Annotated in this window: 14 protein-coding genes and 1 pseudogene; 3 read left to right on the forward strand and 12 right to left on the reverse strand. The window is 63.8% G+C overall.

Features of this window, described 5'->3' with window-relative positions:
* Positions 1–165: 165 nt before the first annotated feature.
* The 4 genes from ENZ74_RS05565 to rplS all read right to left on the reverse strand — a co-directional run bounded on the left by ENZ74_RS05565 (position 166) and on the right by rplS (position 2,768).
* Positions 166–963: a transporter substrate-binding domain-containing protein gene (locus ENZ74_RS05565; protein WP_013528864.1), complete on the reverse strand. Its 798-nt coding sequence runs from the start codon at positions 961–963 to the stop codon at positions 166–168.
* A 177-nt stretch (positions 964–1,140) separates the two neighbouring features.
* Positions 1,141–1,650: a MarR family transcriptional regulator gene (locus ENZ74_RS05570; RefSeq protein ID WP_013528863.1), complete on the reverse strand. Its 510-nt coding sequence runs from the start codon at positions 1,648–1,650 to the stop codon at positions 1,141–1,143.
* A complete protein-coding gene (locus ENZ74_RS05575) occupies positions 1,647–2,060 on the reverse strand; it encodes an organic hydroperoxide resistance protein (RefSeq protein ID WP_013528862.1) in 414 nt (137 codons plus the stop codon). The genes ENZ74_RS05570 and ENZ74_RS05575 overlap by 4 nt, the downstream gene beginning before the upstream one ends.
* Positions 2,061–2,216: 156 nt before the next feature.
* Positions 2,217–2,768, reverse strand: coding sequence for a 50S ribosomal protein L19 (rplS, locus tag ENZ74_RS05580; protein ID WP_013528861.1), 552 nt, complete (start codon positions 2,766–2,768; stop codon positions 2,217–2,219).
* 329 nt (positions 2,769–3,097) lie between these two features.
* Between rplS and ENZ74_RS05590 the strand changes: the two genes are divergently transcribed.
* A complete protein-coding gene (locus ENZ74_RS05590; RefSeq protein ID WP_063169535.1) occupies positions 3,098–3,850 on the forward strand; it encodes a sulfite exporter TauE/SafE family protein in 753 nt (250 codons plus the stop codon).
* On the opposite strand, the gene trmD is transcribed toward ENZ74_RS05590, so the two are convergent.
* Together trmD and rimM are read right to left on the reverse strand one after the other, a co-directional pair.
* Positions 3,832–4,533: a tRNA (guanosine(37)-N1)-methyltransferase TrmD gene (trmD, locus tag ENZ74_RS05595; RefSeq protein WP_013528859.1), complete on the reverse strand. Its 702-nt coding sequence runs from the start codon at positions 4,531–4,533 to the stop codon at positions 3,832–3,834. The two genes, ENZ74_RS05590 and trmD, sit on opposite strands and share 19 nt — an antisense overlap.
* The gene (rimM, locus tag ENZ74_RS05600) at positions 4,530–5,129 is read right to left on the reverse strand and encodes a ribosome maturation factor RimM (protein WP_013528858.1); all 600 of its coding nucleotides are present in this window, start codon (positions 5,127–5,129) and stop codon (positions 4,530–4,532) included. Before rimM ends, trmD begins: the two co-directional genes overlap by 4 nt.
* Positions 5,130–5,226: 97 nt before the next feature.
* On the opposite strand from rimM, the gene ENZ74_RS05605 reads away from it, so the two are divergent.
* Both ENZ74_RS05605 and ENZ74_RS05610 read left to right on the forward strand, forming a co-directional pair.
* Positions 5,227–6,165 (forward strand): tyrosine recombinase XerC, encoded by a 939-nt coding sequence (locus ENZ74_RS05605; RefSeq protein ID WP_024504979.1) that lies wholly within the window; start codon positions 5,227–5,229, stop codon positions 6,163–6,165.
* A 230-nt stretch (positions 6,166–6,395) separates the two neighbouring features.
* Positions 6,396–7,466 carry a TraB/GumN family protein gene (locus ENZ74_RS05610; RefSeq protein ID WP_063169536.1) on the forward strand — a complete coding sequence of 357 codons (1,071 nt, stop codon included), beginning with the start codon at positions 6,396–6,398 and terminating at the stop codon, positions 7,464–7,466.
* Between the two features lie 10 nt (positions 7,467–7,476).
* Here the strand turns inward: ENZ74_RS05610 and ENZ74_RS05615 are convergent, their stop codons facing one another.
* The 6 genes and pseudogenes from ENZ74_RS05615 to ENZ74_RS05645 form a co-directional block, all read right to left on the reverse strand.
* On the reverse strand, positions 7,477–8,070 hold the full coding sequence (locus ENZ74_RS05615) for a DUF2867 domain-containing protein (RefSeq protein ID WP_082826601.1): 594 nt from the start codon (positions 8,068–8,070) through the stop codon (positions 7,477–7,479).
* Between the two features lie 741 nt (positions 8,071–8,811).
* Positions 8,812–10,227: pseudogene (lpdA, locus tag ENZ74_RS05625) on the reverse strand (dihydrolipoyl dehydrogenase); the annotation flags it as partial.
* A 76-nt stretch (positions 10,228–10,303) separates the two neighbouring features.
* Complete coding sequence (locus tag ENZ74_RS05630; protein ID WP_013528853.1) at positions 10,304–11,059, reverse strand: SDR family oxidoreductase; 756 nt, start codon at positions 11,057–11,059, stop codon at positions 10,304–10,306.
* Positions 11,056–11,574: a hypothetical protein gene (locus ENZ74_RS05635; RefSeq protein ID WP_063169538.1), complete on the reverse strand. Its 519-nt coding sequence runs from the start codon at positions 11,572–11,574 to the stop codon at positions 11,056–11,058. The genes ENZ74_RS05630 and ENZ74_RS05635 overlap by 4 nt, the downstream gene beginning before the upstream one ends.
* Before the next feature lie 59 nt (positions 11,575–11,633).
* Positions 11,634–12,908, reverse strand: a complete 1,275-nt coding sequence (gene odhB, locus ENZ74_RS05640; RefSeq protein ID WP_063169539.1) for a 2-oxoglutarate dehydrogenase complex dihydrolipoyllysine-residue succinyltransferase — start codon at positions 12,906–12,908, stop codon at positions 11,634–11,636.
* A 47-nt stretch (positions 12,909–12,955) separates the two neighbouring features.
* Positions 12,956–15,197, reverse strand: a 2,242-nt coding sequence (locus tag ENZ74_RS05645) for a 2-oxoglutarate dehydrogenase E1 component (protein ID WP_127312690.1), incomplete at its 5' end; no start/stop codon positions are given.

Below are 15,197 nucleotides of genomic sequence, written 5' to 3' on the forward strand. Positions count from 1 at the left end.
CTGCCAATCTCCCCCTCAAGGGGGGAGATTGGCAGCTTCGTCGACGGCACTCTTTTTACAACTTTGGTGATTGGTGAAAGCGGAAAAAACAGCCAATCTCCCCCCTTGAGGGGGAGATGCCCGGCAAGGCAGAGGGGGGCGTTCAAGCGCGAAGTCAGTGCGAAATCACTGCCCCATCTTGTAATCAAGAAACCACTTCTTGTTCAGCGCATCGAACGTCCCGTCCGCCTTCAACGCCGCAATCGCCGCATTGACCGGCTTCACCAGGTCGGAACCCTTCGGGAAGATGAAGCCGAAATCCTCGGTGCCGAGCGGTCCGCCGATCAGCTTCAGCTTGCCCTCGGAGGCGTCGACATAGCCCTTCCCCGCGGTGCCGTCGGTCAAGACGACGTCAACGTCGCCGGATTTCAGTGCCTGCACCGTGGCGCCGAAGGTCTCGAACAGCTTGATGCGCGGGTTCTGCTCATTGCCGTCGAGCACGCTGTAGACGGCGGTGTAGAAGGGCGTGGTACCGGCCTGCGCGCCGATCAGCCCATCCTTGAAGGCGCCGAAGGTCTTGGCGTCGGTGAAACGGCTTTCATCGCCGCGCACCAGCATGAACTGTTCCGAGCGCATATAGGGGTCGGAGAAATCGACCTTCTCCTTGCGGTCGTCCTTGATGGTGATGCCGGTCATGCCGATGTTGTACTGGTTGTCGGAAACCGCCTGGATCATCGCGTCCCAGGATGTGTTCTGGTACTCGACGGCGAAATTCAGCCGCTTGGCGATCTCGTTCATCGCATCATATTCCCAGCCGATCTGCTTGCCGGTCTTGGCATCGATGAACTGCAGCGGCGGATAGGCGTTTTCGGTCACAACCACCACCTTTTTGCCGCCGAGGTCGGGCAGCGCCTGCGCAAAGGCGGCAACGGGTACCAGGACGAGGGCAAGCAGGCCTGCCAGCAGCAGTTTCGATTTGGTCATGACACACTCCCCGGAAATTGAAGGACCCGGGCACGGCCGGGCTTGTAGGAAAATCCGGCGCCGACTTTAGCTTTCCGCAAGCGTCATGCAAGACGGTCCGCTGCGTCAGCGCGCGCGAAAAGGGATTCCGATGCCTTCATTTCCGGGATTCAGGAATGAACGGTGTCGCGGCAGCGATCAGCTCCGCTTCACGATGCCGGCATCCGCCTTGCGCAAGCCGGAGACGAACCGTGTCAGCGTGCGGTGCAGGGATTTCAACTCGTCGGCATCCAGCGGCAGGTTGCAAAGCATCGCCGCCGGCACGCTTTTGGCCTGCTCACGCAACGCTTGTCCCTTCGCTGTCGGCTCGACCAGAACCCGGCGCTCGTCGGCGGGGTCGCGCCGGCGTGTGACCAGGCCACCGGCCTCCAGCCGCTTGAGCAGCGGCGTCAGCGTCGCCGAATCCAGCCCGAGCGCTTCGCCAAGCTCGCCGACCGTGCTTGGAGCCCGTTCCCAGAGCGCCAACATGGCCAGATATTGCGGATAGGTCAGGCCGAGCGGATCGAGCAGCGGGCGGTAGAGCTTCGTCATCAGCCCGCTTGCCGAATAGAGCGCGAAGCAGAGCTGTTGGTCGAGCCGCGGAACGTGAAACGTCCCGGTGGCCTCCGCCGGGACGTCCCTGGTGCTCTTTGTCGTCTTTTCCGTCATGCCGCCTTTACCGAAAGCGCTACGTCGACATTGCCCCTGATGGCGTTGGAATAGGGGCAGATCTTGTGCGCCTCCGATACAAGCGCTTCCGCCGCCGCCTGATCAAGGCCTTTCGTTTCCGCCGCGAGCGCGACACCGAGCTTAAAGCCTTCGCCATCGGGAAGCAGGCTGACGGTGGAGGTTACCCCGGCATCCGTCAGCGACAGCTTCTGTTTGCGCGCGACAAAGCGGATGGCGCTTTCGAAGCAGGCGGCATAGCCGATAGCGAACAGTTGCTCGGGATTGGTGGCGCCCCCCGGCCCGCCGAGTTCTTTGGGCATTGCCAGATCGACCTTGAGCAGACCGTCGCTGGTCTCGCCATGGCCGGCGCGGCCGCCGGTGACGTGAGCCTGTGTGGTGTAGAGTGCCATATCAAATCTCCAATTACTTTGTGCGCGATTATTTAGTTCACAAAGTAATGCGCCGTCAACAGCCGGATCCTGTGTCTGGCGCTGAAAGCGTTCACAGTCTGGTGAAACGAAAAAAGGCGGCCGAAGCCGCCTTTTTGAATGGGATTTCCGAAAACCTTATTCGGCAGGGGTCGCTTCTGCGGCGGCCTTGGCTGCTGCTTCGGCCTCGGCGGCGGCCTTCTTCTCGGCGGCGTCCTGGGCGGCCTTCTCGACGGCCAGGGCCTCGGCTGCTGCCACCTTCTCGGCTTCGATACGGGCCTTCTCGGCGTTCAGCGCATCGCGCTCCTCATCGTTCAGCTTGCGGGCGCGCACGCCGGTGTTTTCAGAAATACGGGCCGATTTGCCGCGACGATCGCGCAGGTAGTAGAGCTTGGCGCGACGCACCTTGCCGCGGCGAACGATCTCGACGCCTTCAACCATCGGCGAGTAGACCGGGAACACGCGCTCGACACCTTCGCCGTAGGAAATCTTGCGAACCGTGAAGTTCTCCTGGAAGCCGGCGCCGGCGCGGGCGATGACGACGCCCTCATAGGCCTGGACGCGGGTGCGGGTGCCTTCGGTCACGCGGACCTGGACGCGCACGGTGTCGCCGGGCTGGAATTCGGGAAGCTTGCGCTTGGCTTCGATCTTGGCGGCCTGTTCGGCCTCGAGCTGACGGAGAATATCCATCTCAAAAGTCCACTTCTTGTTCTTCCGACAGTCAGAGCGTCCGACACTCGCCTTGCAGTTCCATTGACCGCTTGGCTATGCCTTTTGTCTCCAAGACATTTGTCTTTGAAACATCAGGCAGGGGCGACTACACCGTCATTGTTGACGGGTCCGGCAGATTCTTTCTGGCCGGTACGGGCGGGCACATACAGCTATTTCGCCGCTTTGTCACGCCTTGGGCGCGCATTTTCTGCTCGCATGGCACCATCGTAATCCTGCCGTGCCGGGTTGCGCCGGTCGTTCAGGCTTTCTAAAGCCTGAAATAACACAGTTTTGAGCGGCCGCAATTCATGTCTGTCTTCGATGCCATCGTGCTGTTTCTAGCGGGCTTTCTGTCAGGCGCCGCCAATGCGGTCGCCGGTGGCGGCACCTTCATCACCTTCGGCGCCATGACGTTGGTCGGCCTGCCGCCGATCGTTGCCAACGCCACCTCCTCGGTGACGCAATTTCCAGGCTACATCACCTCGACCCTCGCCTACTCGGCCGATATCAGGCACTTCTGGCGCGGCGCGCTGCTGCTGTGCCTGATCTCGGCCGTGGGCGCACTGGCCGGCGCTCTGATCCTTTTGGCGCTCGACAATCCCTCGTTTCGCGCTCTGGTGCCGTGGCTGCTGCTAGCCGCGACGGCCCTGTTCGCCGCCGGCCCCTGGCTGAAACCAGTGCCAAAGCCCGGCCATGAAGCGGCGGTGGGCTCGCTGGCCGGCTCGCTCGCGCAGTTTCTCACCGCCATCTATGGGGGCTTCTTCGGCGCCGGCATGGGCGTGATGATGCTGGCGACGCTCGGCCTCACCCAGGCCGGCGACTATCACCGGCTGAACGCGTTGAAGAACATGCTGGCCATGGTCATCGCCGCTGTCGCGATCGTCGTCTTCGTCTCGGGCGGCGTCGTCGCCTGGCCGCAGGCGATCATCATGATCCCGGGCGGCGCGCTCGGCGGCTATGCCGGCGTCTGGATCGCCAAGCGGGTGCCGCAAAACGCCGTGCGCGGCTTCGTCGTCGCCGTCGGCCTGTTTTTGGCCTTCTATTATTTTGCCAAGGGCTGAGCAGCGGCAAGCAGGTCCGGACGCCTCTCGGCTGTCAGTCTTTCTGACTCCGCCCGCCGCCAGGCGGCGATCTTCTTGTGATTGCCGGAAATCAGGACCTCGGGAATGTCACGGCCTTCGAACTCCTGCGGCCGCGTATAGTGCGGATGTTCGAGCAGGCCGTTTTCAAAACTCTCTTCCTCGCCCGACATCGCGTTGCCCATGACCCCGGGCAGCAGCCGCACCACCGCGTCGAGCAGCACAAGGGCGGCCGGCTCACCACCCGAGAGAATGAAATCGCCGATCGAGACTTCCTCCAATCCCCGCGCGTCGATCACCCGCTGGTCGACGCCTTCGAAGCGGCCGCACAGGATGACGGCGCCCGGCCCAGCGGCCAGCTCGCGCACACGCGCCTGGGTCAGCGGCTTGCCGCGCGGGCTCATCAGCAGCCGGGGCCGCGCATCGCCTTCCGGCGAAGCATGGTCGATGGCTTTCGCCAGCACGTCGGCGCGCATCACCATGCCGGCGCCGCCGCCGGCGGGCGTGTCGTCGACGGTGCGATGGCGGTCGGTGGCGAAGTCGCGGATCTGGATCGTCTCCAGCGACCACGTCCCGGCCTCGAGCGCCCGGCCGGCCAACGACAGGCCGAGCGCGCCGGGAAACATCTCGGGGTAAAGCGTCAGCACCGAAGCGGAAAAACTCACCGGTTGCCCCCGGCATCGCTCGGTCCGCGCGGCCTGCCCTTCGGATCGAAGTCTTCCTCACGCGGACCACCGCCATCCTCGTCATCGACCAGCCCGGCTGCCGCCGGATCGACACGAACAAAACCCTCGGCGATCGACACTTGCGGTACGGCAGCCTGTGTGAACGGGATCAGCACGCCCTTGCGCCCGCCCAGCGTCACGTCGAGAATGTCGCCGCCGCCGAAATTGTGCACCGCGACCACCTTGCCAAGCACGGCACCCGTGTCGTCGCGGACTTCGAGGCCGACGAGGTCGGCATGGTAGAATTCGTCTTCCTCGCCATCGTCCGGCAGCATCGAACGGTCGACGAACAGCTCCGTGCCGGCCAGCGCCTCGGCCGCATTGCGGTCGGCAATGCCCTTGAAACGGACCACGACGACGGTGTTGGCGGGCCTGATGTCGACGATCTGGAAGGCGCGCCCGTCCCTGGCGTAGAGCGGCCCGTAGTCGGCCAGCGCCAGCGGCTCGCCGGTGAAGGTCTTCACCCGCAATTCGCCCTTGATGCCATGGGCGGCGCCGATCACGGCCATCTGGACAGGATTCTGGAGCTTGCTCATGGCGAAATATCCTTTGGCCTGCTCTAGCCCCACGCGGCTGTCATTTCAATGACGGGCTATTCACCGCTTCCTAACCCGAATATCCGAAAATGCCGCCATGCAGGAATTCCTCATCCCGGCCAAACCCGATCTCCAGGCGGCGCGCGAAAGCTGGCTGAAGATGCTGGCGCGAGAACGTCGGCTGTCGCCCGAGACGGTGGAAGCCTATGAGCGCGACACGCGTCAGTTCCTGCATTTCCTCACCGGCCATTGCGGCGGCTCGCCCGGCATTTCGGACATCGCCGATCTGCGCCCGGCGGATTTGCGCGGCTTCCTTGCCGCCCGCCGCAATGCCGGCGCCGGCGCCCGCACGCTGGGCCGGGGTCTCGCCGGCATTCGTTCGCTGCTGCGTTTCCTCGAGCGGCGCGGCCTCGCCAATGCGGCCGGTGCGGCGGCACTGCGCGCGCCGCGCCAGCCCAAATCGCTGCCCAAGCCGCTGACGGCGAGCGATGCCAAGCATATCGTTTCCATCGAAGGCCAACTGGCGGAGGAACCCTGGATCGCAGCCCGCAACGCCGCCGTGCTGACGCTGCTCTACGGCTCTGGCCTGCGCATTTCCGAGGCGCTCGGCCTGACCGGCGCCGATCTGGCGTCGGCGGCCGACACGGTGCTGCGCGTTGCCGGCAAGGGCGGCAAGACGCGCCTGGTGCCGGTGCTGCCGGTGGCGCTCAGGGCAATCGCCGAATATCGCCGGCTCTGCCCCTACCATCTCGACCCCAAGGGCCTGTTGTTTCGCGGCGCCCGCGGCGGCCCGCTCAACCCGGCCATCGTCCAGCGCGACATGGCCAAGCTGCGCTCGGCGCTCAACCTGCCCGATACCGCGACGCCGCATGCACTGCGCCATTCCTTCGCCACGCATCTGCTCGGCCGCGGCGGTGATTTGCGCACCATCCAGGAACTGCTCGGCCACGCCAGCCTGTCGACGACGCAAATCTACACCGGCGTCGACACCGCGAGGCTGCTCGAGATTTATGAGCAGGCGCATCCCAGGGCGTGAACGCCAGTAACGTTCACCATTTGGCCGAAAGCCTCCCCAACGTCGTCATCCCTGGGCGAAGCAGGAGCGAAGCTCCGTCGCGGAGACCCTGGGATGACGAAGAAATGGGCGTTTCCGCTAATCGTTGAAGCATGAGCCCCATCGACGTCAGTTGAGCGCGATAGCCAGTCCAAGACAATTTCTCAGCACAGGTTAACCGTTTTGCCGCTTTTCAGTCCTAGAAGAGGCTCATGAAACGCGTCATAGCCATCGCCGACCGTGCTGCTTCCGTGTCGCTGAAGCTGCTCGTCGCGCTCAATGTTCTGTTCTTCCTGTCGTTCCTCGCCGTGCTGCTGTTCGCGGCCGGCAAGGCGCATGCCGAAGTCCCGACCTGCACCGGTGCCGACATGCTGTCGGCCCTGCAGAAGAACGATCCGGCGAGCTACCGCAAGATCGAAGCGGAAGCCGCCGCGACGCCGAACGGCAAGGGCCTGTTATGGAAGCTGGAAAAGCCCGGCGAGAAGCCGTCCTTCCTGTTCGGCACCATGCATATGACCGACCCGCGCGTCACCACGCTGCCTCCCGAAGCGCAGAAAGCCTATGACGCCGCCGGCACCATCATCATCGAAACCACGGACGTGCTCGACAAGCAGAAGATGATGGTCGCGATGCTCAAAGAGCCGGACCTGATGATGTTCACTGATTCGACGACGCTGGCGTCGCTGCTGTCGCCCGACGATGCGGCGGCCATGAACGCCGCGCTCGACGCACGCGGCATTCCTCCGGCAACGGTTGCCAAGATGAAGCCGTGGATGCTCTCGGCCATGATGGCACTGCCGGCCTGCGAGCTGGCCCGCCAGTCAGGCGGCGCCCCGGTGCTCGATGTCAGACTGGCGCAAGGTGCGAAGGCTTCCGGCAAGCCGGTGGAAGGATTGGAGACGGCTGAAAGCCAGCTGCGCGCCATGGCCTCGCTGCCGCTGGCGTTTCACATGAAGGGCCTCGTCGACACGCTGAAGCTCGGCGATAAGATCAACGACATCAACGAAACCATGATCGTGCTCTACCAGCGCGGCGACACCGGAATGTTCTGGCCGCTGTTTCGCGTGGCCATGCCGGAGGGCACGGACGACCCCGCGGGCTATGCGGCGTTCGAGGAAACCATGATCACCAGCCGCAACAAGGTGATGGTCGAGCATGCCGAACCGATCCTTGCCAGGGGCAACGTCTTCATGGCGGTCGGCGCCCTCCACCTTCCCGGCCCCGAAGGCCTGGTCGAGGATTTCCGCAAGGCCGGTTACACCGTCACGCCTGTCGGACTTTAGTGACTTCAGCTTACTTCGCCAGGATCTGGGCCAGCATCGCCGGGACGACCATCCGGTGAAACGGCATGATGATCGCGAGATAGGCGCGCCCGAGCCAATTGTGCGTCTTGACGATCGTCGTCGCGGCCACCTCTTGCCGGCCGCTGCCAAGATCCCTGACTTCGACCAGAACACGGAAATCGAGATGTCGGTCGTCGAGGCCAAGCACAACCTTGCCGGGAAACTGGCTGATGAGCGGAAATATCCCGATCCGGCCCGACGGCAACACCGCAGTTTCCAAGCCCGTCTTCAGCCGGAACGGCCTGACGGCAAGATTGCGCAGCGCCATGAGCCTGCCGACCCAGGGCGGCGTTCGCCCCAGAGCGCGTTCGGCCGCGCCGAATGCGGTTAAGGAAAGGCCTTCAGTGACCAGCACATAGCGGTCTGCGAACTGGGCTCTGGCGAGAGCATCGCAGTGATTCGGGACAAGCTGAGCTGACGGATTCGTCACGGCAAAACCCTCTGATTCGACCTTAACAGACGCAAACTTGGCGCGCTGCGTGGCGAAACGACGCCACTCCGGCTGCGGAAGGGCAGGATTGTCCTTGTTTTTGGCGTTTTCCAACCCTAGCGTGAAACCAGTTCAATGATTGCGCGTTGTATGGTGTTGATTGATATTTTTCATCCACGGAGGACACTTTTATGGCGAACACACCGAATCCAAACGACCCGTTCAATTCGTCCACCAACGCACCAAGGCCAAGTGGCGGCGGCGGTGGTAGCGGTTGGCTGATTGCACTGGTCGTCGTTATTCTGGCGGTTGTCGCGTATTATGTTTTCGGAAGAAGTGGTGAGCACCCGGCACCCGCCGAGCCGCCGGCGGCCAGCACACCGGCCCCAGCGCCTGCACCGGCGGAACCGATGAAGCCGGCTGAACCTGCGCCCGCGCCTGCTCCGGCACCTGCAGAACCGGCGCCTGCCCCGGCACCCGCGCCCGCACCGGCTCCTGCGCCGGCACCAGCCCCTGCGCCGGCACCTGCACCGGCCCAGTGATTGGCTCGATATCAGTTACGAACGGCCCGCTGAAAAGCGGGCCGTTTTGTTTTGTAGGGGCCGCCAGAAAGGCCTTTCCAGAAACTCGCTCCGGTGAGTCAGCTGGTGTGGTTTTCGAGAACCGGAGCGCAGCGGACATTGGGTCCGTGAGCAGCGCATGACCCCGAAGATCAGTCCGATTTTTTCGGAGAGGATCATGCGCCAATCAAAAAGGGTCACAGCATCCTTTGAGCGTCCAGGAGGGACGCGCGGCGCTGTGAAAGCGGAGAAAACCTCGCCAGATGGCCGCCGGAGTAGAGTTTATGAAAGGGCCTTAGATGTGGATCGGCTTGAAGAACGTCGCCAGCGCCGCCTCCTTGATCGCCTCCGACATCGTCGGGTGCGCATGGCAGGTGCGGGCGAGATCCTCCGACGAACCGCCGAACTCCATCAGCACCGCCGCCTCGTGGATCATCTCGCCGGCGCCGAAGCCGACGATATGGACGCCGAGCACGCGGTCGCTTTGCTTGTCGGCGAGGATCTTCACAAAACCGTCCGTGTGCAGCATGGCGCGCGCCCGGCCATTGGCGCTGAACGGGAACTTTCCGATCTTGTAGTCGATGCCGGCCTTCTTCAATTCTTCCTCGGTCTTGCCGACCGAGGCGATTTCCGGGCTGGTGTAGACGACGCTCGGAATGACGTCATAGTTCACGTGGCCGGCCTGACCGGCAATGGTTTCCGCTACCGCCACGCCCTCATCCTCGGCCTTGTGCGCCAGCATCGGCCCGGCGATGACATCGCCGATGGCATAGATGCCCGGGATATTGGTCTTGAGATGGCCATCGGTCTTGACCCGGCCGCGCTCGTCGACCTCGACGCCGGCTTCCCCGAGCCCGAGGCTGTCGGCATAGGCGCGGCGGCCGGTGGCGATCAGCACGGCATCGGCCTCGATGGTCTCGGCGGCGCCGCCCTTGACCGGCTCGAAGGTGATGGTCGCACCCTTCTTGGCCTTGGCGACGCCGGTGACCTTGGCGCCGAGCTTGAACTCGAAGCCCTGTTTGCCCAGCAACCGCTGGAATTGCTTGGAGACCTCGCCGTCCATGCCGCCCAGGATGGTGTCGAGGAATTCGACCACGGTGACCTTGGCGCCGAGCCGCGCCCACACCGAGCCGAGCTCGAGCCCGATGACACCGCCGCCGACCACCACCAGATGGCCGGGAACCTTATCCAGCGACAGCGCGCCGGTCGACGACACGATCACCTTCTCGTCGATGTCGACCTTGACGCCGGGAATGCCGGCGACATCCGAGCCGGTGGCGATGACGATGTTCTTCGTCTCGATCTCCTCGACCTTGCCGTCCTCGGAGGTGACCGACACTTTACCGGCGGCGAGCACCTTGCCGGTGCCGCGGAAACTATCGATCTTGTTCTTCTTGAACAGGAAGGCGACGCCGTTGACGTTCGACGACACCGTCGCATCCTTGTGCGCCATCATCTTCTTCAGGTTCAATTTCGGCGCCGATGTCTCGACGCCGAGCGTGTCGAAGGAGTGGCCGGCCTCGGCGAACATCTCGGAGGCATGGAGCAGCGCCTTGGACGGGATGCAGCCGATGTTCAGGCAGGTGCCGCCGAAGGTCGCGTTCTTCTCGACCACCGCAACCCTGAGCCCGAGCTGCGCCGCCTTGATGGCGCAGACATAGCCGCCGGGTCCCGATCCGATGATAACGACGTCATAAGCCATGATACTGTCCTTCTGTTTTGAGCATGATGCCGAAAAGTGTGACGCGGTTTTCGGATAACATCATGCTCGATCTGCTTGAGAGCGCTCAGCGGCCGCCGCTTACATTCAGGATCGCGCCCGTCGTATAGGACGCGGCGTCGGAGAGAAGATAGAGAACCGCGCCCGCGACTTCATCCACTGTACCGGCTCTTTTCATCGGCAGCAGATCGCGGAACCGCTCCACCCGGTCCGGCTGCCCGCCGGAGGCGTGGATGTCCGTGTCGATGATGCCCGGCCGCACCGCATTGACGCGGATGCCTTCTAGCGCCACCTCACGGGCGAGCCCGACGGTGAAGGTGTCGATGGCGCCCTTGGAGGCGGCATAATCGACATATTCGCCCGGCGAGCCCAATGTCGCCGCGGCCGACGAGATGTTGACGATGGATCCGCCCGACCCGCCATGACGGGTCGACATGCGCTTCACCGCCTCGCGGGCGCAGAGGAACGAGCCGACGACATTGATGCGCATCATGCGCTCCAGCCGCGAAACATCCATCTCGTCGACGCGCGCCTTGACGTCGACGATGCCGGCATTGTTGACGAAGGCATCGAGCCGTCCATAGGCGCGGTCGACGGCCTCGAACATGGCCACGATATCGGACTCCTTGCCGACATCGCCCTTGACCGCGAAAGCCTCGCCGCCGGCGGCCTCGATCTCGGCGACCAGCGCCTTGGCGGCCTCCTGGTTCGAAGCGTAGTTGACCGCGACCCGGTAGCCGGCCTTCGATCCGAGCCGGCAGATCGCGGCGCCGATGCCGCGGCTGCCGCCGGTGACCAGCAGCACCTTTTGCGTCCCGCTCATTCCTGGCATCCCTTCAAGGCAAACACATCCCACGGCACTTTCGAAAATCCGCTGCCGCCATAGGCGCTGGATTGGCGCAACGCCGACCCGAGGTCCGGCAGGATCAGCGTCTTCGGCGCTTCGACGCCTTCAGCCGGCAGCAGTCCGATGTTGCCCTTTTCATCCGCCGTGTAGATGACGCCGTGCCAGGGCGTGCAGGCGGCAAGCTCCTCGCCGGTGACGTCGCCCTCGGGGCATTTGTGCATCAGCGCACCGTTCGGCCGCGATACGCCTTCATTCCACATGACGATGCCGTTGAGCACCACATCATTGTCGAGAATCATGCGGAAGGTGTTGGTGACGGTCGCCGAGGTGCCGGTCGGCGTGAAGTCGATCTCGCTGCCGCTCTGTGTATCGCCATAGACAGCGAGCTCGATCGGACAGGCGGCGTGAGCGCCGGCAGCGGCCAGCACCATGCCGGCCGCGATCGATGCGATCGAAAGCACCTTGGAAAGGCTAAGGGAACGGGTCGTCATTCTGCCGCGCAGATCCCTTCCTCCGGCACACATTCCAACAGCCGGATCAGCACCAGACCTCAGAGATCAAGCACCAGCCGTTCCGGATCCTCCAGGCTTTCCTTGACGCGGACCAGGAAGGTCACCGCTTCCTTGCCGTCGACGATGCGGTGATCGTAGCTGAGCGCCAGGTACATCATCGGCCGGATCACGATCTGGCCGCCCACTACGACCGGCCGGTCCTGGATCTTGTGCATGCCCAGAATGCCCGACTGCGGCGCGTTTAGGATCGGCGTCGACATCAGCGACCCGTAGACGCCACCGTTGGAAATCGTAAACGTGCCGCCCTGCATGTCGGCGACCGACAGCTTGCCGTCGCGCGCGGCGATGCCCAGCCGGCCGATGTCCTTCTCGATCTCGGCGATCGACATCTGGTCGGCATCGCGCACCACCGGCACGACAAGGCCCTTTTCGGTGCCCACGGCGACGCCGATATGGGCATAGTTCTTGAAGATGATGTCGGTGCCGTCGATCTCGGCATTGACCGAGGGGATTTCCTTCAGGGCGTGGGTGACGGCTTTGGTGAAGAAGCCCATGAAGCCGAGCTTCACGCCGTGCTTCTTCTCGAACACGTCCTTGTACTTGGTGCGCAGCGCCATCACCGCTGACATGTCGACCTCGTTGAAGGTGGTCAGCATGGCTGCGGTCGACTGCGCTTCCTTGAGGCGGCGCGCGATGGTCTGGCGCAATTTGGTCATGCGCACGCGCTCCTCGCGCGATGCATCGTCGCCCGCGGACGGCGCCCGCACGGCAACCGGTGCCGGTGCTGCTTTCGGTGTCTCGGCCGGCTGCGACGGCGCGCCCTTGGAGATGGCGTCGAGCACGTCACCTTTCAGCACCTGGCCGCGCTTTCCCGAACCGGAGATCTGGTCGACCGAGAGATTGCTTTCGGCGATCAGTTTCGCCGCGGCCGGTGCCGGTGGCATGGTGCGCGGCTCGACCGGGCCGGCATCGCCGGCGATCTTGGCGGTCTCGGCCGCGGCCTGCTTGCCGGTCGATGCCGCATCCGGCGACGAGGCCTGCGACACCGCTTGCGGCTTCGTGGCGGGAGCCGCGCCGCCTGCCGAAATCGACCCCAGCAGCGCGCCGACACCGACCGTCTCGCCTTCCTTGACGGTGATCTCACCCAGCGTGCCGGCGGCGGCGGCAGGCACCTCCACCGTCACCTTGTCGGTCTCGAGCTCGACCAGCGGTTCATCGGCGGCGATTGTATCGCCAACCTTCTTGAACCATTTGCCGACGGTCGCTTCAGTGACGGATTCGCCGAGAGTGGGAACGCGGATTTCGGTAGCCATTGTGCCTGTCCGTTTTCTTTCGGTTCTGTTGTTCGCCCAGATCTTCTCTATTCACCAAGCGCGTCTTCGAGCAAGGCGGCGAGCTGGGCGAGATGCTTCGACATCAGTCCGGTCGCCGGCGAGGCGGCGGCCGGACGGCCGGTGTAGCGCACCCGCTGATGCTTGGCGTCGATATGCGCCAGCACCCATTCCAGATACGGGTCGATGAACGACCAGGCGCCCATGTTCTTGGGCTCCTCCTGGCACCACACCATCTCGGCATTGCGGAACCGCGACAGTTCGGTGATCAGCGCCTTGGCCGGGAACGGGTAAAGCTGCTCGACGCGCAGCAGATAGATGTCGTTGATGCCGCGCTTCTCGCGCTCCTCATAGAGGTCGTAATAGACCTTGCCCGAACACAGCACGACGCGGCGGATCTTGGAATCCTTGACCAGCTTGATCGCTTGTCCGGAAAGCAGCTGCGCATCGTCCCACAGCAACCGGTGGAACGAGCTTTCGCCCGAAATTTCCGGCAGCGTCGACACCGCGCGCTTGTGGCGCAGCAGCGACTTCGGCGTCATCAGAATCAGCGGCTTGCGGAAGTCGCGCTTCAGCTGCCGGCGCAATATGTGGAAGTAGTTGGCCGGCGTGGTGCAGTTGGCGACTTGCATGTTGTCTTCGGCGCAAAGCTGCAGGAAGCGTTCGAGCCGGGCCGAGGAATGTTCCGGACCCTGGCCTTCATAGCCATGCGGCAAGAGGCAGACGAGGCCCGACATTCTGAGCCACTTGCGTTCGCCTGACGAGATGAACTGGTCGAACACCACCTGGGCGCCGTTGGCGAAGTCGCCGAACTGCGCTTCCCACAAGGTCAACGCCTTTGGCTCGGCCAGGCTGTAGCCGTATTCGAAGCCCAGAACCGCCTCTTCCGACAGCATCGAGTTGATGACTTCGTAGCCGGCCTGAGCCGCCGACAGATTGTTGAGCGGGATGTAGCGGGTCTCGTCGCGCTGGTCGTAGAGCACGGAATGGCGCTGCGAGAAGGTGCCGCGTTCGGAATCCTGCCCCGACAGGCGGATCGGATTGCCGTCGAGCAGGATGGCGCCGAAGGCCAGCGCCTCGGCCGTCGACCAGTCGATGCCTTCGCCGGACTCGATCGCCTGGCGGCGGTTTTCGAGGAAGCGGATGATCGTCTTGTGCGCCTCGAAGTCCTTCGGCACCTCGGTCAGCTTCCTGCCGATTTCCTTCAGTGTCTTGACCGGCACGGCGGTCTTGCCGCGCCGCTGTTCGTCCTGGTTGTCGGCAGTGCGCAGGCCCGACCAGGCGCCGTCGAGCCAGTCAGCCTTGTTGGGCTTGTAGTGCTGGCCGACTTCCCATTCGGATTCCAGATGCGCCCGCCAGTCGGCTTTCAACTGGTCGAGCTCGGCCTGGGTGAGGTGACCCTCGGCGATCAGCCGGTCGCCATAGATCTGCACCGTCGTCTTGTGGTTGCGGATGTTGCGGTACATGATCGGCTGGGTGAAGGCCGGTTCGTCGCCCTCATTGTGGCCGAAGCGGCGATAGCAGAACATATCGACCACAACAGGCTTGAAAAACTTCATGCGAAACTCGATCGCCACCTTGGTGGCGTGCACCACGGCTTCCGGGTCGTCGCCATTGACGTGGAAGATCGGTGCTTCGATCATCTTGGCGACGTCGGACGGATAGGGCGAGGAGCGCGAAAAGCGCGGGTTGGTGGTGAAACCAATCTGGTTGTTGATGATGAAATGCAGCGTGCCGGCGACGCGGTGGCCGCGCAGGCCGGACAGGCCGAGGATCTCGGCGATCACGCCCTGACCGGCGAAGGCGGCATCGCCATGCAGCAAGAGCGGCAGCACCTTGGCGCGCTCTTCCAGCGGCACGATTTCCTCGCGGCTGCGGCCGAACAGATAATCCTGCTTGGCGCGCGCCTTGCCCATCACCACCGGATCGACGATTTCCAGATGCGAGGGGTTGGCGGTCAAGGACAGATGCACCTTGTTGCCGTCGAACTCGCGGTCCGACGAGGCGCCGAGATGGTACTTGACGTCGCCCGAGCCTTCGACCTCATCGGGTGCCGCAGAGCCGCCCTTGAACTCGTGGAAGATGGCGCGGTGCGGCTTGGCCATCACCTGGGAGAGCACGTTCAGCCGGCCGCGATGCGCCATGCCGAGCACGATTTCCTTCATGCCGAGCTGGCCGCCGCGCTTGACGATCTGCTCCAGCGCCGGGATCAGCGCCTCACTGCCATCGAGGCCGAAGCGCTTGGTGCCCTTGTACTTGACGTCGATGAAC

The organism is Mesorhizobium sp. M7A.F.Ca.CA.002.15.2.1, from assembly GCF_003998715.1.
GTDB lineage: Bacteria > Pseudomonadota > Alphaproteobacteria > Rhizobiales > Rhizobiaceae > Mesorhizobium > Mesorhizobium ciceri.